17 protein-coding genes and 1 pseudogene are annotated in these 22,611 nt (G+C 35.3%); 1 reads left to right on the forward strand and 17 read right to left on the reverse strand.

From position 1 onward, the window contains the following. Positions 1 to 4: 4 nt before the first annotated feature. The 6 genes from smc to opp3b form a co-directional block, all read right to left on the reverse strand. Entirely contained in the window at positions 5 to 3,580 is a 3,576-nt protein-coding gene (gene smc / locus C7P63_RS07510) for a chromosome segregation protein SMC (protein ID WP_125943552.1), read from the reverse strand. A 72-nt stretch (positions 3,581 to 3,652) separates the two neighbouring features. Then, entirely contained in the window at positions 3,653 to 4,354 is a 702-nt protein-coding gene (gene rnc, locus C7P63_RS07515; protein ID WP_125943553.1) for a ribonuclease III, read from the reverse strand. A 179-nt stretch (positions 4,355 to 4,533) separates the two neighbouring features. Beyond that, a complete protein-coding gene (locus C7P63_RS07520; RefSeq protein WP_125943574.1) occupies positions 4,534 to 5,472 on the reverse strand; it encodes an ABC transporter ATP-binding protein in 939 nt (312 codons plus the stop codon). Between the two features lie 38 nt (positions 5,473 to 5,510). Further along, complete coding sequence (locus tag C7P63_RS07525) at positions 5,511 to 6,566, reverse strand: ABC transporter ATP-binding protein (protein WP_125943554.1); 1,056 nt, start codon at positions 6,564 to 6,566, stop codon at positions 5,511 to 5,513. A 13-nt stretch (positions 6,567 to 6,579) separates the two neighbouring features. Then, positions 6,580 to 7,614 (reverse strand): oligopeptide ABC transporter permease, encoded by a 1,035-nt coding sequence (gene opp3C, locus C7P63_RS07530; protein ID WP_125943555.1) that lies wholly within the window; start codon positions 7,612 to 7,614, stop codon positions 6,580 to 6,582. Further along, positions 7,614 to 8,558, reverse strand: a complete 945-nt coding sequence (gene opp3b, locus C7P63_RS07535) for an oligopeptide ABC transporter permease (protein ID WP_125943556.1) — start codon at positions 8,556 to 8,558, stop codon at positions 7,614 to 7,616. Before opp3b ends, opp3C begins: the two co-directional genes overlap by 1 nt. A 91-nt stretch (positions 8,559 to 8,649) precedes the next feature. Between opp3b and C7P63_RS07540 the strand changes: the two genes are divergently transcribed. Beyond that, entirely contained in the window at positions 8,650 to 9,003 is a 354-nt protein-coding gene (locus C7P63_RS07540) for a DUF3899 domain-containing protein (RefSeq protein ID WP_125943557.1), read from the forward strand. Positions 9,004 to 9,024: 21 nt separating this feature from the next. Here the strand turns inward: C7P63_RS07540 and C7P63_RS07545 are convergent, their stop codons facing one another. The 11 genes and pseudogenes from C7P63_RS07545 to C7P63_RS07595 all read right to left on the reverse strand — a co-directional run. Continuing rightward, positions 9,025 to 10,710, reverse strand: a complete 1,686-nt coding sequence (locus tag C7P63_RS07545) for a peptide ABC transporter substrate-binding protein (RefSeq protein ID WP_125943558.1) — start codon at positions 10,708 to 10,710, stop codon at positions 9,025 to 9,027. Between the two features lie 194 nt (positions 10,711 to 10,904). Further along, complete coding sequence (locus tag C7P63_RS07550) at positions 10,905 to 12,701, reverse strand: oligopeptide ABC transporter substrate-binding protein (protein ID WP_125943559.1); 1,797 nt, start codon at positions 12,699 to 12,701, stop codon at positions 10,905 to 10,907. A gap of 218 nt (positions 12,702 to 12,919) precedes the next feature. After that, entirely contained in the window at positions 12,920 to 14,695 is a 1,776-nt protein-coding gene (locus C7P63_RS07555) for an oligopeptide ABC transporter substrate-binding protein (protein ID WP_125943560.1), read from the reverse strand. 25 nt (positions 14,696 to 14,720) lie between these two features. Further along, positions 14,721 to 15,644 carry an ABC transporter permease gene (locus C7P63_RS07560; RefSeq protein ID WP_165863799.1) on the reverse strand — a complete coding sequence of 308 codons (924 nt, stop codon included), beginning with the start codon at positions 15,642 to 15,644 and terminating at the stop codon, positions 14,721 to 14,723. Between the two features lie 32 nt (positions 15,645 to 15,676). Then, complete coding sequence (gene opp4B / locus C7P63_RS07565) at positions 15,677 to 16,639, reverse strand: oligopeptide ABC transporter permease (RefSeq protein ID WP_125943562.1); 963 nt, start codon at positions 16,637 to 16,639, stop codon at positions 15,677 to 15,679. 1 nt (position 16,640) lies between these two features. Then, positions 16,641 to 17,591 carry an ATP-binding cassette domain-containing protein gene (locus C7P63_RS07570; RefSeq protein WP_125943563.1) on the reverse strand — a complete coding sequence of 317 codons (951 nt, stop codon included), beginning with the start codon at positions 17,589 to 17,591 and terminating at the stop codon, positions 16,641 to 16,643. Further along, entirely contained in the window at positions 17,591 to 18,598 is a 1,008-nt protein-coding gene (locus tag C7P63_RS07575; RefSeq protein ID WP_125943564.1) for an ABC transporter ATP-binding protein, read from the reverse strand. The genes C7P63_RS07570 and C7P63_RS07575 overlap by 1 nt, the downstream gene beginning before the upstream one ends. A gap of 231 nt (positions 18,599 to 18,829) precedes the next feature. Further along, positions 18,830 to 19,069, reverse strand: a complete 240-nt coding sequence (acpP, locus tag C7P63_RS07580) for an acyl carrier protein (RefSeq protein ID WP_125943575.1) — start codon at positions 19,067 to 19,069, stop codon at positions 18,830 to 18,832. A 97-nt stretch (positions 19,070 to 19,166) separates the two neighbouring features. After that, complete coding sequence (gene plsX, locus C7P63_RS07585) at positions 19,167 to 20,183, reverse strand: phosphate acyltransferase PlsX (protein ID WP_125943565.1); 1,017 nt, start codon at positions 20,181 to 20,183, stop codon at positions 19,167 to 19,169. 74 nt (positions 20,184 to 20,257) lie between these two features. Beyond that, entirely contained in the window at positions 20,258 to 22,294 is a 2,037-nt protein-coding gene (recG, locus tag C7P63_RS07590; protein ID WP_165863801.1) for an ATP-dependent DNA helicase RecG, read from the reverse strand. Positions 22,295 to 22,380: 86 nt separating this feature from the next. Then, positions 22,381 to 22,611 (reverse strand): annotated as a pseudogene (locus tag C7P63_RS07595) (hypothetical protein); the annotation flags it as partial.

Genomic DNA, 22,611 nt, shown 5'->3' on the forward strand with positions numbered 1-22,611 from the left:
TCCTCTACACAAATTCCTGTGTTTCATTTTTATTCACATCATCCAGACGTACAGATACAATCGAGGATACCCCTGACTCTTGCATAGTTACCCCGTAAAGCACATCTGCTGCTTCCATCGTTCCTTTTCGGTGGGTAATCACAATAAACTGGGTATCATTTTCAAAGTTTTTTAAATACTGACCAAACCGACTAACGTTGGCTTCATCTAAAGCTGCTTCCACTTCATCCAATACACAGAAGGGCACCGGTCTGACTTGAATAATAGAGAACAACAGCGCAATTGCCGTTAAAGCCCGTTCCCCACCTGAAAGTAGACTTAAACTTTGTAATTTTTTGCCAGGAGGTTGGGCAACTATTTCTACCCCTGTTTTTAGTAAATCTTCTTTATCCGTTAAACGTAAATCAGCATAACCTCCGCCAAACATATTAGGAAATACAACTTGAAACTTCTCTCTAATACCGTTAAAGACTTCTAAAAACCGCTCCTTAACCAACTCATCCATTTCGTCCATTGTACAAAACAGACTATCTTTAGCTTGGAGTAAATCTTTTCTTTGGCTACTAAGAAACGTATACCGCTCATTTACTTGTTGATATTGTTCAATCGCTTGAATATTAACTGGGCCTAAACCTTGAATTTGTTCACGCAGTTGTTTAACTGCTTTTTCCCCTTCATGTAAATCCTCAACCTGATTGCCTTGCTGCTTAGCCCATTCATAAGTCGTTTGATATTCTTCTTGTAAATAGACTAGCAAATTATCCAATTCTACTTCAGAACGGTTAAGCTTCACTTCATACTGATTGTGAATCTTAACTAATTCTTCTCTTGAACTTTGCAAACAACTAGTGTTATTTTCTAAATCTTCAACTGTTTGAACTAGTTGTTTTTTTATTTGCCGCTGATCTAATAACTCTTCTTGCAATTGTTGTTTTTGACTAGCTAGCAGCTGAGTTTTATTTGCCAAGTCTTCTTGGCTTTCATCATCTGATACTCTGTCTTCTGTCAATACTTGTAGTTTATCATACAATTGTTGATAAGTTCGTTTTTCTTTGGTTAATTGTTGCTGTTTTTCTGTTAAGCGACTAGTTAAATGATGCAACTGTTCTTGGCTCACTAACCATTTAGCTTGTTTTTCTTGATAAAGCTGTTGAACCTCTTCTTTTTTCTGTGAGTTGGTTTCAGCCTGCTCTTCTAGTCTGTCCATTTGTTTTTTTAACTTGGCTTGTTCTTGTTCTAATGTTTGTTTCTTCTTAGTTAACAAATCTCGTTCTTGTTCATAATTTTGTAAAAATACTTGTAACTCATGATTTTCAAAAGAAAAAGCTTGTTGCTCTCTTTCCGATTGTTTTACTTCTTTCATTACAATCGCTAATTGATGATTAATTCCTTCTTGCTTCATCTCTCCTTGATGAATGGCTTGTCTTAATTCTTCAATTCCTAACTCTAGCTGTTGGAGTTGTTGTAAATTAGCTTCTCTTTCTGTTTGTAAGCTTTTAAGCTGTTGCTGCTGAGATTTTAATAATGCTTCTAACCGCTGCAAATCATGCTGTTGATTAAACAATCCACCTTTTTGGCCTCTTTTAGAAGCACCCCCTGTCATAGCTCCACCAGGATTCATTACATCTCCCTCTAGTGAAACCACTCGGTATTGATAGCGAACTTGCTGAGCCAAGCGATTAGCACTAGCTAAATCTTTAGCCATTAACGTCCGGCCTAAAATATTTTGAATAATTGGGGCTACTTTAGTTTCATATTGAATTAACTCACTAGCTACTCCTAAATATCCAGGTTCAAAGCGAAGCCCCTCTTTGACTCTTTCTGGCAGCGACTTTCCTTGGATTACGGTTAAAGGTAAAAAAGTTCCCCGTCCTAAACGCTGCTCTTTTAAATAAGTAATACATTGACGTGCTATTTGTTCATTCTCAACAACAATATGTTGAGAACTAGCTCCCATAGCTGTTTCAATCCCTAAACTTAACTCTTCAGGAACCTCTACTAATTCTGCAACTGCCCCGATAATTCCTGGTTGAGCTGCTTTTTGTTTTAAAATAGCTCTAACTCCCTGATAAAAACCAGTGTAGTTTTCTTTAACTTCTTGTAGACTTTTATGCCGAGCACCTGTTTGTTGGACTTGTCCCATCAGCTGATAAATAGCTTGTTCTTGTTGCTTTATTATGTCACGTTTTATTTTTAATGCTTGTTCTTTTTTGGAAAAAGTTTCAGTTAACTGACTTAAGGCTAAGGCTTGTGCCTGACTCTCCTGCTGAAGAGTCCTATTATCCACTTGCAACTGTTGTTCTTTTTCTTTTAACTGTTGTTGTTTGGTTAATAAATCTTGGTTTTTAGCCGACTCCAGTTGCCATTGTTTAGCTAAATATTTGATTTCATTATTAGTTGTAGCTAACCCTTGCATATTTTCTATGTAGTCATTTCTTAAAATAGCTAATTGTTCTTTAACAGAGTGACTATAAAAAGCCACTTGTTCTGCGTATTCTGCGACTTCTTTTTGAAGAACATCATACCTTTGTTGTTGCTTTTCTTTATCACTTGCTAGTTGTTGGCATTCTTCTTCATACTGCTGCATAGTCGCAGTTAACTGATTTAATCGTTCTTCGTACTCTTTTTTCAATTCTTGAGTATTACTGTTTCTTTCTAGTAACACCTGCTTTTTAGCTTCTGTTTGCTCCAATTGTTCCGTTGTTTTTAACAATTGTTGCTGAATCTGCTCTATGTGAGTATCTAATCCATTTTTCTCTACTTTTAGCTTATCTAAATATTTTTGTTTTTCTGTTAACTCAGCCACAACTTGTTCAATTTTTTGCTGCTGGCTATTTATGCCCTGTTGATACTCTTTAAAAGAGGCTTGTGTTTGTTCAATTTTAAGTAGAGTTGTGCCTATATCCCAATTTTTTAACTCTTTAGACCAAGTTAAATAAGTTTCAGCTGTTTCTGCTTGAACTTTTAACGGGGTTAATTGCTCTTGTAATTCATAAATAATATCTTGTACCCGACTTAAATTGTCTTCTGTTTCAAATAATTTTTTTTCTGCTTCATGTTTTCTTTGCTTATACTTTAACACACCAGCTGCTTCTTCAAAAATTCCTCGCCGATCTTCTGGTTTGCTATTAAAAATGGCTTCTACCTTTCCTTGCGAAATAATAGAAAAAGATTCCTTACCTAACCCAGAGTCCATAAATAATTCCACAATATCTTTTAAACGGCAATTTTTTTTATTGATAAAAAACTCGCTGTCTCCTGATCTGTGTAAACGTCTGGTCACACTTACTTCACTAAAATCTAGTGGAAGATATCGCTGTTCATTGTCTAACACTAAGGTGACTTCAGCAATGTTTAATGGTTTTCGCTTAGCAGAACCTGAAAAAATAACATCAGGCATTCTTCCTCCTCGAAGATTTTTGGCAGACTGCTCCCCTAGTACCCAACGAATGGCTTCTGTAATATTGCTTTTGCCACTACCATTTGGACCTACAACAGCTGTTAATCCTTGATCAAATTCAATCACTGTTCGATCTGCAAAGGATTTAAATCCGGCAATTTCTATTTTTTTTAAATACAATCTGACAAACTCCCCTCATACTTCCCCTCTAACATAAGAGAGCTGAGTAAAAAAGAAAGCTCTCTTTTTTACTCAGCTGCTTTTTTTCTGCATATACAAAATACCTTCACAGGCAGCATTTTGTTCTGCTAATTTTTTTGATTTCCCAATACCTGTTCCGATAATCTTCTCACCAGCTTGAACCTCTACTGTAAAAGAACGATCATGAGCTGGTCCTTCTTCACTCACCAAATGATATTCAATATGAATATCTCCATTTCGTTGCAATAATTCTTGTAAAGCAGTTTTATGATCCATCTCATGTGAAAAAACACCAGCTTCAACTTTAGGGAACACCACTTGTTGTAAAAAGCGATTGACTGCTTCTAATCCTTGATCCAAATAAAGCGCCCCTAGAAAAGATTCAAATAAATCACACAAAAGAGCTGGACGTTTCCGACCGTTTGAATTTTCTTCTCCTTTGCCAAGTCGCACATATTTATCAAAGGAACATTCAATAGCAAATTTAGACAGACTTTCCTCACAAACAATAGCTGCTCTCAACTTGGTTAACTTTCCTTCAGGTGACTCTTGATAATGACAATAAATATATTCAGAGACTAACAATTCCAACACAGCATCTCCCAAAAATTCTAACCGCTCATTATCTGTTAATTCTAAATAGCGATGTTCATTCACATAGGATGAATGAGTAAAAGCTTGTTTTAACAAGTTTTCTTTCTGAAAGACCACTTGATACTCATCTTTTAATAGCTTTAAAAATTGTTCATCCATTGATCACATTCCTTTTTTCAATTAGTTTGTATCAAACTACATTATACTTGTTTTTAACTTAATTTGAAATATATTCTCTAGCTTTCCTTTAATTTTAATAAAAACAAAAAATCTCCGAGACTCTGGAGCAGAGAGTCCCGGAGATTATTTATAAAAAGCAGCAGATGGGGAAAGAGTATCTACTGCCTTTTCTTTTGTTCAAGCTTCTTTTGATAAAAAGGGACTTCATCATCACTGCAATAAATATAGTGTCCAGAAGCTATTTCTTTTAGAGAACGTTCTTTGCCATCTTCTTTAGGGGCTTGATACGTTACTCTCCGTCTATTACGTTCATAGTCAGGATCTGGTAAAGGAATCGCTGATAGCAAACTTTCTGTATAAGGATGTAAGCCAAAACGGTAAACTTCTTCACTTGTTCCTACTTCTACCAGTTTGCCAAAATGCATGACACCAATCCGATCACTAATATATTTCACCATAGAAAGATCATGGGCAATAAATAAATAAGTTAAATTCTTTTTCCGCTGAAGTTCCTGTAATAGATTGACGACTTGGGCTTGAATAGACACATCCAAAGCTGAGATAGGCTCATCACAAATAATAAACCGTGGTTGAACAGCTAATGCTCTAGCGATTCCAATCCGTTGCCGTTGCCCTCCTGAAAACTCATGAGGATAACGAGTAGCATGGCTCTTATCTAAACCTACTAATTCAAGTAAGTCATTCACCTGTTGATTACGGTCTGCATCACTTTCAGCCAACCCGTGAATGTCTATCCCTTCTGCGATAATATCTTGGACTTTCATCCGAGGATTTAATGAGGCATAAGGATCCTGATAAATCATCTGAATGTCCCGACGAAATTGTTGCATATTTTTTTTACCTTTTAGCTTGCTAATATCTTCACCGTTAAAATAAATTTCTCCATCAGTTGGATGGTATAAACGAATAATACTTCTACCTGTTGTAGATTTTCCGCAACCAGATTCTCCAACTAAGCCAAAGGTTTCCCCTTCATAAATATGAAAGCTCACATTATCTACTGCTCGCACTTCATTTTCTTGGCCTGGATGAAAATATTGTTTCAGATTTTGGACATCTAGCAATTTGTTTGGCATAGCTACTTGATTCATAGCTTTCTCCTTTCTTATCTAGTCTAGTTTAAAGCGGTCTGCTTTAACCCTGTTTTTTGTTCATAAAGACGCCAACGTCTGACTATTTCTTTTGGTGGCGTCACTTTTGGTGCATGAGGGGCTAACAACCAAGTAGCCGCTTGATGGGTTGGGCTAACCTCAAAGAAAGGAGGTGCTTCAAGTGTATCAATTTTTAAAGCATATTCATTTCTAGGATAAAAGGCATCTCCTTTAGGTGGATCTAATAAATCAGGAGGAGAGCCAGGAATAGCATATAACTCATTCTCTTCCATTTCTAACGTTGGCATTGAACTTAATAGTCCCCAAGTATAAGGATGTTGTGGGTGATAAAAAATCTCATCAGAGGTACCTACTTCAATAATTCTACCACCGTACATCACTGCTACTCGGTCTGCCACATTAGCTACTACCCCTAAATCATGGGTAATAAAAATAATAGAGGTTTGAATCTTTTGTTGGATTTCTTTCATTAATTCAATAATTTGTGCTTGAATAGTTACATCGAGAGCTGTTGTAGGTTCATCTGCAATCAGAATTTCTGGATAACAGATTAAAGCGATAGCTATCACAATCCGTTGCCGTTGTCCTCCTGAAAATTGGTGAGGATAATTTTTCAATCGCTGCTCTGCATTAGGAATACCTACTAGCTTCAACAATTCTAAAGCACTAGCTAAAGCTTCTTTTTTAGATACTTTTTTATGTTTTCTAAGAGATTCTGCGACTTGATTTCCAATGTTCATAGTTGGATCTAATGAGGTCATAGGATCTTGGAAAATCATGGCAATTTCTTTTCCGCGAATCTTTTGCATCTCTCGTTCTGTTTTATGGACTAAATCTTCTCCTTTAAACAAAATTTTCCCTTGATCAATATGCCCATTATTAGCTAACAACCGCATGATCGTGCGAGTCGTAACAGATTTACCAGAACCAGATTCTCCTACAATCGCTAAAGTTTCTCCTTTATATAAATCAAAACTTACTCCTCGAATTGCTTGAACCTTTCCAGCAAATGTATCAAAGGAAATATGTAAGTCATCTACTTCTAATATTTTTTTCATATTACTTTCACCACTAATCTTTCATTTTTGGATCAAATGCATCTCTTAAACCATCTGCCAATAAGTTAAAACAAACCATGATAACGGATAACGTAATCGCTGGTGCCCACATTAAGTGAGGTAAAAATCGGAAAGTTTTATACCCTTCATTCAGCAATGTTCCTAGTGAAGCTGCAGGTGGACGTAATCCTAACCCAATAAATCCTAAAAAGGCTTCAAAAAAGATAGCTGAAGGAATACTAAACATCATTTGCACAATAATGACCCCTGAAATATTAGGCAACACATGTTTTAACGCAATTTTACTTGAAGACTCTCCTAATGTGCGAGCTGCCATCACATATTCCTGATCCTTTATTTTAAGAGCCTGAGCTCTAACAATCCGTGCCATCGTAATCCAACCAGTCACAATCATGGCTAAAATAATAGAAGTCATACCTGGTTCAAAAATAGTTAACATTAAAATCATAACTACTAAGTTAGGAATACCTGATAACACTTCTAGAACTCGCTGCATCACATTATCTACTTTGCCGCCTTTCATCCCTGAAATCATGCCGTAAGTTACCCCAATTGATAAATCTAGTAGGGCGGCTATAATAGCAATAATCAGTGAAACGCGTGTCCCCATTAATAAACGAGACAACAAATCTCGTCCTAAACCATCTGTTCCTAAATAAAAATGAACTTGCTCTGGGACATTTGCTTGAGCATATTTATCTACACGTTGTCCACCAATTAAAGCAGTTCCATTGAAACCATCTAATGAAACTCCTGGAATTTTAGGTGGCAAATTAATGTACTTTACATTTTGTTTAGTAGGATCGTGTGGAGATACCCAAATTGAGCCAAAAGCTATTACTGCTACTGCAATTAAAATAAATAAAGAAATAACTGCTCCTTTATTTTTTTTCAATCGCCGCCAAGAATCTTGTAAAAAAGTTAAAGACGGAGCGACTATTTTTTCTCTACTTTCTCTTTCAGCGTGAATCAATGGTTCAAAACTATCTGCTGAAAACTGTTTAACATTAAGTTGTGTTTGTTCCATTAGGTTTCACTACCTCCTGACACTCGAATACGAGGATCCACTAATCCATATAAAATATCTACAATCAAAATAACCACTACAAGCATAGTTGAAAATAGTAACGTCACCGCCATAATAGTTGGATAATCATTTGTTAAAATGGATTTAACAAACTGTTCACCAATTCCTGGAATGGCAAAAATATTTTCAACCACTAGAGAACCTGTCATTAAACTCACAGCTAAAGGTCCTAATAAAGTAATCAGAGGAATTAAACTATTTCTAAGGCCATGTTTAAATGCTACTTGCCAATAACTTAATCCTTTAGCTCTTGCTAACTCAATGTAGTCACTTCCTAGTACTTCAACCATTTCTGTCCGAATAAATCTAGCCGAATCGGCTAAAGGAGACATGGCTAAGGCAACAGTCGGTAAAATAGTTGAAATAAACCCTTGGTCCCATTTAGCTATTGGTAAAACTTGCCATTTGATTGCAAACAGTAACTGAAGTAACACAGCAAACACAAAGTTAGGAATGGAACGACCAAGAATAGCCACTAAGGTAGCTACTGTATCCACCCAGGTGTTTTGTCTCATTGCCGCAATAACCCCTAATAAAATCCCCATTAACGTACCTAAAATAATGGCTTGTACTCCTAACTGAACCGATGGACCAATACGGTCAACTAACAGTTTAGCTACTGGTTGATTTTTAAATTGGAAAGATGTCCCAAAGTCACCTTGGACAATATTTTTTAGGTAAATGCCATATTGCTCAATCACTGGACGATCTAATCCTGCTTGTTTATTTAAAATAGCTATTTGCTCTGGTGATAGTTTCTCTTGATTGACGTAAGGTGAACCTGGTAAAAACTTCATCAAGAAAAAAGTAACTGTCGCTATCAACCATAAAGTTATTAGCATAAAAAAGATTCGTTTCAATAAATATTTAAGAAAATTTTTCATTAAATCATCACACCTCTTATCTCTATTTTTGACTTTTTGTTATAAATCCATTACATTAATATTAAAAAATACAAAGAAAAGAGAAAAGAAAATGAAGGATAGTAAGAAAATATTTTGGACATTTCTCATCATCGCTGTTGGTTTAACAGGTTATTTTTTACTAACACAACAACCTTTTTCCTTTATTCAGTTATCGAATAGTTTGTTTATGGTTTCTTTATTTTTTTTAATCATCGGATTCACGATTTTAATCATGTCCTCTGGATTCTTTGATAATTTTCAACGAAGTATGAAACATTTACTTCATTTAAGAAAAAAGCAAGAACCGAAAGACTATATACCGATATCAAAGATTGTACAAACCCAACCAGTTTACTGGTTATGTATAGGGGGCATCCTACTTTTGCTTTCGGTTCTGCTGCTTTTTGTAACATCAGGTAGTTAACACATGTGTTAACTACTTTTTTTATTCAACTTTATACGCCCATTTATAAGTAAATGGTGCTCCAGTACTATGAACGACTAAATCTTTTACTTTAGCTGTTCTTAAATGAGCTTCTGCTTTTTGATAGACAGGAACAACACCCATATCATCCATGATAATTTTCTCAGCATCTACCATATCTTGCCAACGTTTTTCAGGTTCAGTGGCATGTTCAACTGCAGAAGCTTTCACTTTAGCATCATAATCTTTACTTGTATAATGTCCTCTGTTGTAAGAATTACCTGTCACGAACAAATCAGTAAAACTACTTGGGTCAGCATAGTCAGCGTTCCAACCACTTAACACTGTATCAAAATCTCCAGAGTTACTACGGTCTAGACGAACTGCAAAAGGAACTGGACTAACAGTTACCTTAACTCCCTCTAATGTGTCTTGAATAGCACCTTGGATGTATTCAATCACTTTTTTAGAAGAGTCAGTATCTGATGCTAAAATATCAAATTTAAGAGAATCTACTTTTAATTCTTTTTTAGCTTTTTCCCAATAATCTTTGGCTTTTTCTTCGTTGTAACTTAAATGCTTCCCAGAATCTTTTACGAAATCTTGACCTGACTCAGGATTTTTAGCCATATCAGCTGGCACAATTCCTTGAACATCTACTGAGCCATCACCTAAAATTTGATTAACTAAAGCTTTTCGGTCAATTGAATAAGCAATAGCTTTTCGTAAGTTTTCATTTTTAAATGGCGATTTTTCATCTCGCATGTTCATTTCTAACCAAGTAACACTTGCTTTTTTATCAATCACATATTCTGGATCATTAGCCATTTGCTGAGCTAATTCACCAGATAAGGTAATTTCTTCTGCTTTATTATCTTGATACAAGTTAAGACTAGTAGAAGCTTCTTTTACCACACTTACTTTAACTTCATCTAGTTTTACAACTTTTTTATCCCAATACTGATCATTCTTTTTGTAAGACCATTCTGTATCAGTTCCTGGTCCGTCAAACTCTGCTAAAACGAAAGGACCATTGTAAACTGATTTTTCACTAGTTGTCGCATAATCTTTGCCCCATTTTTCAACAATATCTTGACGTTGAGGCATGAATGTACTGAACGCTAGTAAATAATCAAAATATGGAGTTGCTCGGTCTAGCTCAATTTCTAACTCATAATCACTGACAGCTTTAATTCCTAATTCTGATTTATCCTTTTTACCAGCAATAATATCTTCTGCATTTTTTACACAGCCGTGTAAGTAAGCATATTCTGAAGCTGTTTTAGGATCCACTGTTCGTTGCCAGCTATAAACATAATCAGCTGCTGTAACAGGTTTTCCGTCTGACCATTTAGCATCTTCTTTTAATTTAACTTTGTAAATTTTGCCGTCTTCACTTACTTCTGCTTTTTCTGTAGCCCCTGCTAGTTCTGGTTGACTATCTTTACCCAAACGATAAATTCCTTCATAACAGTTGTTTAAGGCTACCGCACTAATGACATCTGTGGATAAAGAGATATCTGCTGTTGGCATTTCTTGGGTAACGTTCGTTTTTAACACTTGATCTTTAGCTAATACTTCTTTTTTATCACTTTTATCGTCGTTTTTAGAAACATCCTTGTCAGTTGCTTTATTACCACCACAACCTACTAATGCCAGAGACATCAATGTTACCATCCCTGTATAGACTAACTTTTTCTTTTGCATAAATAATTTCCTCCCGAACAATTAACTTTTGATTAGAAAAATTAAAATGATTTAATAATGATGATATACTACTTAATCAAAGATTGCAAGTATAATTTGTGTTATCTTTGAAAACTTTCTGAATAAAATAAAAGAGATAGATTAGAATAATCTAATCTATCTCTCATTTTATAAGGCTGTTTACAGCCTCTTAATTATTGTCTTTCTTTATCAGAAACGCCAACTTTTGCCCAAACATCATAGCTAGTTGTCTTCCAGTCAAAGTCAGTTACCCGTTTATTAACTGGTAAAACTTCACTACGATATAAGGTTGGAATAACAAATGCTTCTTTGTAAGCATATTCTTGCCATTCACTGAAAGCTTTTTTCTGTTTCTTAGAGTCAAAAGAATCTTTAGAATCAATTGCTTCTAATAATTTATCATTTTCTTCACTAACAAATCGGCTCATATTGAAAGCGGCATGACGACCATATAAACCTGTTGGACTTGGATCCATACCTGTAGACCAAGCTCCTTGGTACACATCGATACCTGGATCATCATTTTGTAATTTATCATAGAATGATTGGAAATCAATCAAACGTCCTGTTGCTAATTCAACATTTAAACCAATGTCTTTCCACTCTTGGATATAGTAATCGGCTAATGGTTGAGCTGTTTCTCCACCGGACATAGAAGCAAATTTAATTGTTAATTTCTTACCATCTTTATCTTCTACAAATCCGTCACCATCTTTATCTTTATAGCCAGCATCTTTTAATAGTTTTTTCGCTTTTTCTTTATCTTGTGTATATCCTTTAATGTCACTATCATGATAAGACTTAAACACAGTCGGAATCAATGTGGTCGCATTTCTTCTTAATCCATTATAGAATTTTTGTCCAACTTCATCATTATTGATAGCATAACCCATTGCTTGACGTAAGTTTTTATCTGACATTTTAGCATTTGAATCTAAGACGTTTTCTTTCTTGTCTTTATCCCATTTACCCATTTTGAAACCTAAATAAGTATAAGACATTTCTTCACGGCCTAACATTTCGTACCCTTCTGTATCTTTATACGTTGGGAAGTTGTCTGTTGGCATAGATAGAGCGATATCATATTTTTTAGCTTTTAACGCTTCTACAATGGAAGAAGGATTTACTACAGTAATGGTGATTTTAGATAATTTTGGATCTTCACCGAAAGCTTCTTTATAATATTTATTCGGTGTATATTCAATAGACTCTCCGTTAACCACTTTACTTACCACATAGGGACCATAACTTAATGGACTTTTACGCATTAAATCATGAGAAGCTAAATCTTTGATAGAAGCATCTTTCAATGCATGTTTTGGTGCAGCTGCTTCCCAGATACCTGAAGCTTGTAGCAAGCTAGGGTTCACTTCTTTAAATTCAATCGTCATAGTGCGGTCGTCTACTTGTTTAATACCAGAAATAGTATCAGCTTTTCCTTCATGGTATTCTTCCATCCCTACAATATTTCTAAAACGTTCATCATAACGAACCCCTGTATAGTCTTTATCTCCAATAATTTCATAAGGGAAAACTAAATCATCAGAAGTAACAGGTTCACCGTCTGACCATTTTAAATTTTCACGTAAAGTAACTGTTGCAATTTTTTTATCTTCATCTAATTTGAAGTCGGCTGCTCCACCGTCTACCATTTTAAAGTCTTTATCTGTTGCAAAAAGCGTTTGTTGCATTGGTCCTGCAATAGACGAATCAATCGCATCTTGAGATAACTCTGGCATTAATAACCCTTGGAAAGAACTATCTGTCACAATAGCAACATCAAGTGTTCCATCTTTAATAGCCTTTTTGGTGTTGGAAACTTTGATTGGCATCTTAGAAACATCTTCAGTTTGGGTTTCTTTATTTCCTTTCCCCTTATCATCAGCTTTCTGATTCCCTCCACAAGCTGTCAACATCAAAGTTGCCATAGTTGCGACAGTAATCATTCCTAATACTTGTTTCTTTTTCATGTATACTTTCCCCTCTCTTAACATTAAATAACTATTATAATATTAAAAATAATCTCATAATTTATATATTATATTAAACTATTTCTCATAATATTGCAACAAAAATTATTAATTATTCAGCGATAAATATACATTTAGCTGAATATCTTTATCATTTGATTGATTTAACAAGCAAAATAAAAAAAACGAGAGGATATCCTCTCGTTTTTTTAAGCTACCTATCTTTTTTCTTGACTAACACCAATTTCACTCCACATATAGAAGTTATTTTGATGCCAATCTAAACCAGTTACTCGGTCATGCACAGGCATAACTTCTGTTCGGTAAAGTGTTGGAATAACAAAAGCCTTTTTAGATGCATACTTTTGCCAATTATAAAAAGCTTCTTGACGTTTTTCAGGATCAAATGATTCTTTTGAATCAATCGCTTCTAATAATTTATCATTTTCTTCATCTGCAAAGCGGCCATGGTTAAAGAATGAATGTCTACCGTATAAACCTGTAGGACTAGGATCTGTTCCTGTTCCCCAAGCTCCTTGATAAATATCAATTTCAGGATCATCATTTTTTAGCTTGTCATAGAATGACTGAACATCAATCAAACGTCCTGTTGCTAATTCAACATTTAAACCAATATCTTTCCACTCTTGGATATAGTAATCAGCTAATGGTTGAGCTGTTTCTCCACCGGACATAGAAGCGAATTTAATCACTAGTTTTTTACCATTTTTATCTTCTACAAAACCGTCGCCATCTTTATCTTTATAGCCCGCTTCTTTTAGTAAGTCTCTAGCTTTTTCTTTATTTTGGGTATACCCTTTAATGTCTTTATCGTGTAAAGATTTAAAGACTGGTGGAATTAATGTTGTTGCATTAGTTCTTAATCCATTATAGAATTTTTTCCCAACTTCATCATTGTTAACTGCATAACCCATTGCCTGACGTAATTTTTCATCTGCCATTTTAGCATCTGGATTTGGAATAACTTGTCCTTGAGCTTTATCCCATTTACCTAGTTTAAAACCTAAGTAGGTATAAGATAACTCTGGTCTACCTAAAACAGAATAATTCTCTAAATCTTTATACGTTGAGTAAATATCTGTTGGCATTGAAACAACCATATCATATTTTTTAGCTTTTAACGCTTCTACAATAGAGGCAGAAGCAACCGATGTAAAGTTGATTTTTGCTAACTTAGGCGCACCTTTATAGTAATACTTATTTGGTTGGTATTCTACCGCTTCACCGTTCACTACATTGGTCATTACATAAGGTCCAAACGTAATAGGACGTTTTCTAACAATATCGCTAGATGCTAAATCCTTAACTGGAATATCTTTCATAGCATGCTTAGGTGCTGCATTTTCCCAAATACCACCACCTGATTGTAGTAAACCAGGGTTTACATCTTTATATTCAATTGTAATGGTTTTGTCGTCAACTTTTTTAATCCCTGAAATAGTCTCACTTTTACCATCATGATAGTCTTCCATACCAATAATGTTAGTCATGTTATTATCATATCTAACACCTGTATAGTCCTTATGACCAATGATTTCGTAAGGCCAAATCAAATCATCTGCTGTGACTTTTTCACCATCAGACCAAGTTAAATCTTTTTGAATTGTAATGGTTGCTTTTTTATTTTCCACATCTAAATCCAATTTTGCAGGACCATCATTTGTGATAACGAAATCTTCATCTGTTGTAAATAAAGATTCATGAGATGGACGCATAAATTGCATGTCTACATTATCTTCATAAAGTTCTGCTGAGAACAGTCCTCTAAAAGATGAATCTGCTACAACTGCCACATCTAAAGTTCCATCTTTAATTGCCTTTTTCTCATTTTTAGATTCGACTGGAAATTTTGCTACATCTGCCGTTTCAACCTCATTATTAGTGGTGTTTGCTTTTTTATCTCCACCACATGCTACTAATGTTGCTGAAGTAAGTGCTAAAACAGTTGCCATACCAACAAACTTTTTGTTCATGAATTTCTTTCCCCCAATTTTTCAATTAACCTAAACGTTGACGTGCATCTGCTGAACGCTTCAATGCCTGACCAACATAGTTAATACTTAACATCATTACTAAAATTAATACGGAAGCTGGTAACCAGATCCACGTTTTATTGGATAAAACATCCCCATTACTTGCATAACCAATTAATGTTCCTAAACTTGGAACGTTAGTTGGCAACCCAAACCCTAAGAAAGTAAGGGTTGTTTCAATCCCAATATTTGCTGCAAAGTTCATCGTTAAATTCGTAATTATTAGTGAGCTTAAGTTTGGCATCAACTCTCGGAACATAATTTTAAAATCACTAGTTCCTAACGTTTTAGAAGCACTTACGTAATCTCTTCGGCTTTCTGACAAGGCTTTACTTCTAAACAACCGAGCCTTCCCAACCCAATAAAAACTACTCATGATTCCAATAAATGACCAAACGTTATATTTAGGGACAATCGTTACAAATACGATAATAATCATTTGGATTGGTAAGATCATAATAAAATCCACAATCCGCATTAAAATATTATCAATTGCTCCACCATAATAACCTGAAACAATCCCTAAACCTACCCCAATAATAGATGTCACAATCGTAATTGTAAATCCAATCAAAATGGAATTTCTTGCTCCAATAATTAACTGACCGAAAACATCCCGTCCACCTTCATCTGCTCCTAGAATAAAAGTAGTGTTATTAGTTGTACTAAAGGTACCAGGTGCTGCATACTTATCAAAAATGCTCACTCGCATTATTTGATCCTGATTAATAATAACAGAACCTATAAAAACACCTAATAAAATAATCACTAAAACCGCAAGCGAAAACATCGCTAGTTTATCTTTTTTAAATTCTCGTGCAATCATGGTCATGCCCATAGGAGGGACACTTTCTTGCACGTTCTCATTGACTTTTTTTTCTTTTGCCATGTCTATACATTCCCTTCCTTTTCTTTTGATGTTTATTGAATACGAATCCGTGGGTCAACGATACTCATAATAATATCAGAAAGTAACGTGCCGATTAGGGTCGCAATTCCTAAAATCAAAATCAAAGCGGTAATAACTGTATAGTCGCGTTGAACGATTGAGTCAATAAATAATTTTCCAATCCCTGGATAACCAAAAATCTTCTCAATAACAACTGAACCACTAATCAATCCAGTAATTTCATAACCTAGCTGTGAAGCAATCGGCAATGAAGCATTACGGAAAATATGTCGGGTAAATACTTTATTAGTCGGCACCCCTTTAGAGCGAGCTGTTCTAACAAAGTCTTGTGTTTTTGCATCAATTACTTCACTACGTAAATATTGAATAGTTACTGCTGTAGCTAAAAAGGCTTGCGATATAGCCGGCAAAGTAATGTGGTGAAGCTTATCAAAGAAATAAGCTGTTGTTCCTTTAACGACATCGCTTGACACAGAACCTGTTGTTGGGAACCAATCTAAACGATAACCAAAAATAAATAACGTTAATAAAGCAAAGATAAAGATAGGAACTGCAAAACTGAAAAAGTTGTAAACAACTACTACTTTATCAAACCAAGAATTTTGGTAACGTCCTGCGAATAAACCTAGTGGTAAAGCAATCAAATAAGTTAAAATAACAGTTAATAAAGATAACCAAATAGTATTTAAAGCTCGTTCACCAATAATCTCTGCTACTGGTAACTTGTACAAGAAACTAGTACCAAAATCCCCATGAATGGCATTGCCAATCCAACGAATATATTGAATGTGCCAAGGGTCATTTAATCCTGCAGCCTCTCTCATTTTTTCAATAACTGCTGGGTCCATGTTAGGGTTGATTAACCCAGTAAACGGATCCCCAGGCATCGCTTGAGCTAGTAAGAAAATGAAAATACTTAAGATAATAACTTGGGGAATCATCAAAATAATCCGTCTTAAAATCGTCTTCCACATATTATTTTCCCTCACTTTCTACATGTTCCAAAGCCACCTGATGTGTTTTATTGATTGGCTTCAAATCATACACTCGTCCATTGTCATCGTAATACTCTTTTTGTAAGTTTTGGAATTCTTGTTCCACTTCACGACGACGAACTTTATGTTCCTCACGATGACTCACATCGATTTTAGGAATAGCTGAAAGTAAGCGTTTAGTATAAATATGTTTTGGATTATTGTAAATGTCTTCTCGTGTGCCGATTTCAACAAAGCGTCCTTTGTGCATAATCGCCAAGTTATCACACATGTATTTCACCACACCTAAATCGTGAGAAATAAATAAGTAACTTAACCCAAACTCTTCTTGAATATTTTTCATAAAGTTTAAAACCTGTGCTTGTACAGATAAATCTAGTGCAGACACTGGTTCATCGGCAACAATTAATTTAGGACTGGTAGCTACTGCTCTAGCCACTCCAATCCGTTGCCGTTGTCCTCCTGAAAACTCATGAGGATATTTGTATAACGCATCTGTTGGCATCCCAACAATATCAAGCATGGCTTGAACTTTTTTCTTTTCTTCTTGGTCAGATAGACGTTCAAAGTTTCGAATAGGTTCAGCAATAATATCAATGACACGTTTTTTAGGATTCAAACTAGACATAGAATCTTGGAAAATCATTTGAACATCTTTGTTGTATCCTGTTGCTTTTCGGACACTTTTTTTCGTCACTTCATTGCCTTCATAAACGATACTACCGCTAGTAACTTTCTCAAGACCAACGATTGCTTTCCCCGTTGTAGACTTTCCCGAACCAGATTCTCCGATTAACCCGTAAGTTTTTCCTTTTTCAATAACAAAATCCACACCGTCTACTGCATAAACATAGTCTGTTACTCGGTTAAAAAAACCGCTACGAATTGGATAATGGATTTTTAAATCTGAAATCTTAATTAATTCACTCATTAGGCTTTTCCTCCCTCATCCCTAAAGTGGAAGTGTTTATAACAAGTACACCGAACTGAATGTCCTGGCGTCACTTCATGTAAGGTTGGATTTTGCTCATGGGCTTCCTCAGAAATCCATGGAATACGCGGAGCAAAACGACAGCCCTCACGTGGTAAGTTTTTTAATGATGGTACAATTCCTTCAATAACGTGTAATTCTTCATCTGGTGCATCTTCTTGAGGAATTGAATTTAGTAAGGAACGAGTATAAGGATGAAGTGGATTTTCAAACAATTCTTGAACTGTTGCTTGTTCCACAATTTGACCAGCATACATTACTGCCACTCGGTCAGCCATCTCTGCCACTACAGCTAAGTCATGGGTAATCATAATAATCCCAGCATTGGTTTCTTGTTGTAGATTGGCCAATAAGTCCAAAATTTGGGCTTGAATGGTTACGTCTAAGGCAGTAGTTGGCTCATCTGCAATAATAATAGGCGGTTTACATGCAATAGCAATAGCAATAATTACCCGTTGTCTCATCCCACCAGATAGTTCATGAGGATATTGTTTTGCAATCCGAGGCGGATTTTTAATACCTACTTGCTCCAATAATTCTAAAACTCGTTTTTCTCGTTGTTCTTTGTTGTAGTCTGTGTGATAAGACAGACCTTCAGCAATTTGATCTCCAATACGCATCAGCGGATTTAGTGCTGATAATGGATCTTGGAAGATCATGCCAATGTCATTCCCACGAATTTGATTGTAAAGCGTTTCATTAAAATCTAACAAATTCATGTCTTTGTAAATAATTTCCCCAGTTATTTTGGTATTAATTGGGTTGTGAAGTCCCATAATCGTTGTAGCTAATGTACTTTTACCACAACCAGACTCCCCTACGATAGCTAAAATTTCATTGCGATTTAATGTAATGGATACGTCATCTACTGCGTCATAAAAGTTATCTTTAATTCTAAAACCAGTATGAAGATTTCTGACGTCCAACAGTTGTTCATCGGTACTCAAATAGGATACCCCTTTCTTAATGAAAACTTACAAAAAAAATAGAATCTTCGCAAGTGGTATTTTCTTTTTTTATTCTCATAATCTCTTTGATATTTAATAATTATACTTAAAAAATCTACAATTATCAATCAGAAATAGGTAATAAGTTCATTTATTTTTAGAATACTCTAAAAAAAGCTCCTACTATTATTAGATTTCCCTAATAATGGCAGAAACTTTTCTTCTTATTTCTTATAAATTATTCGTAATATAATCCACAGCTGCTCCAACTGTTTCTATCTTTTCAGCATCTTCGTCAGAAATTTCTGTTCCAAACTCGTCTTCAAGTTCTAAAACAAATTCCATAATACTAATTGAATCTGCGTCTAAATCGGCTTTAATATTCAAGTTTTCTGTTACTTTTTCTGCTTCAATATCAAAATGATTCACGATAATATTGCGAACCTTTCCGAGTATCTCTTCTCTTGTCAACATCTAGACCCCCTTTGAATATATCCAATTATGTTTCTATTTTACTGATATTTTTTCTATTTGTCTATCCTTTGAAAAATATCGCAAAGAACCTAGGTTAATCAATTGATTCTAATTGACTTTTTTCATGATAATAAGCAACAAGATCACTCACTACATGTTGTTCTAACATTTTGTGAATTTGACGGATAGTTGCTTGGACTGCCTCTGGACCAGTTGATCCATGAGTTTTAACTACTGGCGCTTTTAAACCAAACAAAACTGCCCCACCATGACTGGAATAGTCTAATTCATTTTTCATGGATTTCAAGGAATCTTTTAATAAAACTGCTCCCAATTTTCCTTTTAAACCTGAATTTAAAATTGATTCTTTTAACAACGAAGTAATCGCTAAAGCTGTTCCTTCTGTTGCTTTTAAAACAGCATTACCAGTAAATCCGTCTGTGACCACTACATCTGCAGCACCGGTTAACAAGTCTCTAGCTTCAAGGTTGCCAATAAAATTCAACCCAGGTTCTTGCTCTAAAAGTGCATAGGTTTTTTTCGTTAAATCACTGCCTTTAGACGCTTCTGAACCATTATTTAATAACGCTACTCTCGGTTTTTTAACCCCTCTAACATGTTCGGCATAATAACTAGCTAAAATAGCAAAATCAAGCAAATGTTCTGGCTTATTATCAGCATTAGCTCCCATGTCAATAAAATCAAACCCAGCAGATTTATTTCCGAAAACTGGCATAGTTGTCATAAGACCTGGTCTTTCAATTTGTGGTATTCTTCCCACAATAAATAATCCTGCAGCTAACAAAGCTCCTGTATTTCCTGCAGAAAACATCGCATCTGCTTCTCCATTTTTAACTGCTTTTGCTGCTAACACCATGGATGCTTGTTTTTTACGTCTAATTGCTTTAACAGGCTCATCGTCACTTTCAATTTTTTCATCTGTATGAATTAATTTAATATGGGTGTCATCTGTTAGATAAGGTTTAATAGCTTCTTCATTTCCATATAATTGAAATTCAATTGTTGGAAATTCTTGTTTAGCAAGCATGACCCCTTCTATAATCGCCTTAGGTGCGAAGTCACCGCCCATTGCATCTACAGCAATTTTCATAACCTATTCCCTCCCTTTACTGAATCTAATCATTTTTCAGTATAACATAATCTAAGTATTATCGTGCAGGTTTCTTAATCAAGATTTTGAAAGGCTTCTTGCCTATCTTTTAACTGAGTCGCTAATGGTAAATAAAGAGAATCTTGCCACCAATGAGGGATCGACCAAAGCAATATTGCTTCTTTTCTGGCTTGCTCTAATATGTCTTGATTAGCTAAAATATCTCCTACTTTAAATTCTGGTAAGCCTGATTGTTTTGCCCCAAAAAACTCACCAGGTCCACGCATTTCTAAATCTTTTTGACTTAAAACAAAACCGTCTGTAGTCTCAGTCATAATTTTCATTCGTTCTTTTCCAGTATCATTTTTAGGATCTGCTACTAACAAACAATAAGAGGCGTGACTCCCTCGCCCTACCCGTCCTCGTAACTGATGCAACTGAGCTAGTCCAAAGCGGTGTGCATCAATAATTAGCATCATCGTAGCGTTAGGCACATTTACTCCTACCTCAATAACCGTAGTAGACACTAAAATTTGAATCTCTTGTTTTTTATAAGCTTCCATAATGTCTTCTTTTTCTTGAGGTTTCATTTTCCCGTGTAACAGACCGACTTGGTAAGCTGGTTCAAAATGCTGCTTGAAATCCTGATAAACTGCTAAAGAGTTTTGTAAGTCTAAGGTTTCTGACTCCTCAATCAACGGGCAGATCACATAGGCCTGTCTGTTTTGAGATAACTCTTTTTCCATCCAAGTTAAAACTTGGGGTAATTGTTTTTTCCGAATCCAGCGAGTTTCAATCGGAATTCTGCCAGCTGGTAACTCATCAATAATAGAAACATCCATTTCTCCAAAGGCAGTAATCGCTAAGGTTCTAGGGATTGGAGTTGCCGTCATAAATAATACATCAGGATTTTGACCTTTTTGTCGCAATTGTTGTCTTTGATTAACTCCAAACCGGTGTTGTTCATCTGTAATAACTAAGCCTAAATTTTGAAATGTCACCTGCTCTTGAATGAGAGCGTGAGTCCCTACTACAATATCTAATTCTCCTGTTTCTAATTCTTCTAAAATTAATCGTCTTTCTTTTGCTTTAGTTGAACCAGTTAATAAAGCTATCTTAACTTCTAAGGGGTCAAACAGCTCCGTTAAGCTTGCCATATGCTGTTCTGCTAATATTTCAGTTGGAACCATTAAAGCCCCTTGAAAGCCCGCTGTTTTAGTTGCGTAAAGAACGATAGCTGCCACAATTGTTTTTCCACTTCCAACATCTCCTTGAAGTAGTCGCTGCATGTGAAAAGGAGAAAGTAAGTCTCGGCAGATTTCATTAGTCACTCGTTTTTGCGCATCAGTTAACTCAAAAGGTAGCTGTTGAATAAAAGTTTTGAGCCGGTTTAAATCATAGGCTATTTTAAGTCCTGGTTGTTCTTTTTTATCTCTGTAGCGTAACTGTTGCATGCTCATTTGAAATAAAAAGAACTCTTCAAAAATTAACCGTTCTCTACTTTTTTGATTATCTTCTTTAGTTTCTGGAAAATGCATTTGCCACATAGCCTGCTTACGGTCAATCAAATGATATTGCTCTAATAAAGGTTGCGGTAATATTTCCGTAATGGCGTCACCGTAAGTATCAAATGCTACGCGAATTAATTTGACTAAAGTACCTTGTCGGATTTGTTTATTCACATGATAAATTGGAGAAAAATCCTCGTCAGAAGCTGCAGATAAGATTTTTATCCCTGTTAAAGCCTGCCTTTTAGCATCCCATTTACCATAAACTGCAATTTCTGCTGTTTCTCTTATTTGTTCTTTTAAATAGGGTTGGTTAAAAAAGGTGACTAAAATCACTGCTTGCTCCTGCATCATTCTAAAGGTTAGACGACTTTTTCGGTAACCGAAATGACTCACTGCAGGGTCGGATAACACCACTCCTTTTAGGACAACTTTTTCTTGGTCGCTAAGCTCTGCCAATTGTTTTTCCTGAATATCCTCGTAACGAAATGGGTAGTAAGTTAATAAATCTTCAATTGTTTCAATGCCTAATGTTTTTAAAGTCTCCGCCCTTTTTTCTCCAACACCTGGCAAGAAGCGAACAGAATCTTTTAATGACGTCACTTTTTTCATTCCTTTCTTTTAAAAATTTTCTTACAAATAGCAAAAGATGCCAAACTAGGTTTGGCATCTTTTAATCTCAGTCATATCTATTCAACTGAGAATATATACGGATAAACAGGTTGATTTCCTTCATGAATTTCAATCTCTAACTCATCATCTAATTCTAAAAGAGCTTCCTCAATACGCTGAGCTTCTTCTAGTTGACCTTCTTCTCCTACAATTAATGTGACAATTTCACTGTCTTCATCAACCATAGCTTTTAAAGTTGTCATAGAAGCATCAAATCGGTCTGGTTCTGACACAACAATTTTGCCCTC

Origin of the sequence: Vagococcus humatus (assembly GCF_003950325.1) — a bacterium.
GTDB lineage: Bacteria > Bacillota > Bacilli > Lactobacillales > Vagococcaceae > Vagococcus_C > Vagococcus_C humatus.

Coding starts and splice junctions, on each gene's coding strand:
- rnc (WP_125943553.1), bottom strand. CDS start 4,354: ATGGATGAACAATTTTTAAAGCTATTAAAAGATGAGTATCAAGTGGTC.
- C7P63_RS07520 (WP_125943574.1), bottom strand. CDS start 5,472: ATGCCAAACAAATTGCTAGATGTCCAAAATCTGAAACAATATTTTCAT.
- C7P63_RS07525 (WP_125943554.1), bottom strand. CDS start 6,566: ATGAAAAAAATATTAGAAGTAGATGACTTACATATTTCCTTTGATACA.
- opp3C (WP_125943555.1), bottom strand. CDS start 7,614: ATGGAACAAACACAACTTAATGTTAAACAGTTTTCAGCAGATAGTTTT.
- opp3b (WP_125943556.1), bottom strand. CDS start 8,558: ATGAAAAATTTTCTTAAATATTTATTGAAACGAATCTTTTTTATGCTA.
- C7P63_RS07540 (WP_125943557.1), top strand. CDS start 8,650: ATGAAGGATAGTAAGAAAATATTTTGGACATTTCTCATCATCGCTGTT.
- C7P63_RS07545 (WP_125943558.1), bottom strand. CDS start 10,710: ATGCAAAAGAAAAAGTTAGTCTATACAGGGATGGTAACATTGATGTCT.
- C7P63_RS07550 (WP_125943559.1), bottom strand. CDS start 12,701: ATGAAAAAGAAACAAGTATTAGGAATGATTACTGTCGCAACTATGGCA.
- C7P63_RS07555 (WP_125943560.1), bottom strand. CDS start 14,695: ATGAACAAAAAGTTTGTTGGTATGGCAACTGTTTTAGCACTTACTTCA.
- C7P63_RS07560 (WP_165863799.1), bottom strand. CDS start 15,644: ATGGCAAAAGAAAAAAAAGTCAATGAGAACGTGCAAGAAAGTGTCCCT.
- opp4B (WP_125943562.1), bottom strand. CDS start 16,639: ATGTGGAAGACGATTTTAAGACGGATTATTTTGATGATTCCCCAAGTT.
- C7P63_RS07570 (WP_125943563.1), bottom strand. CDS start 17,591: ATGAGTGAATTAATTAAGATTTCAGATTTAAAAATCCATTATCCAATT.
- plsX (WP_125943565.1), bottom strand. CDS start 20,183: ATGAAAATTGCTGTAGATGCAATGGGCGGTGACTTCGCACCTAAGGCG.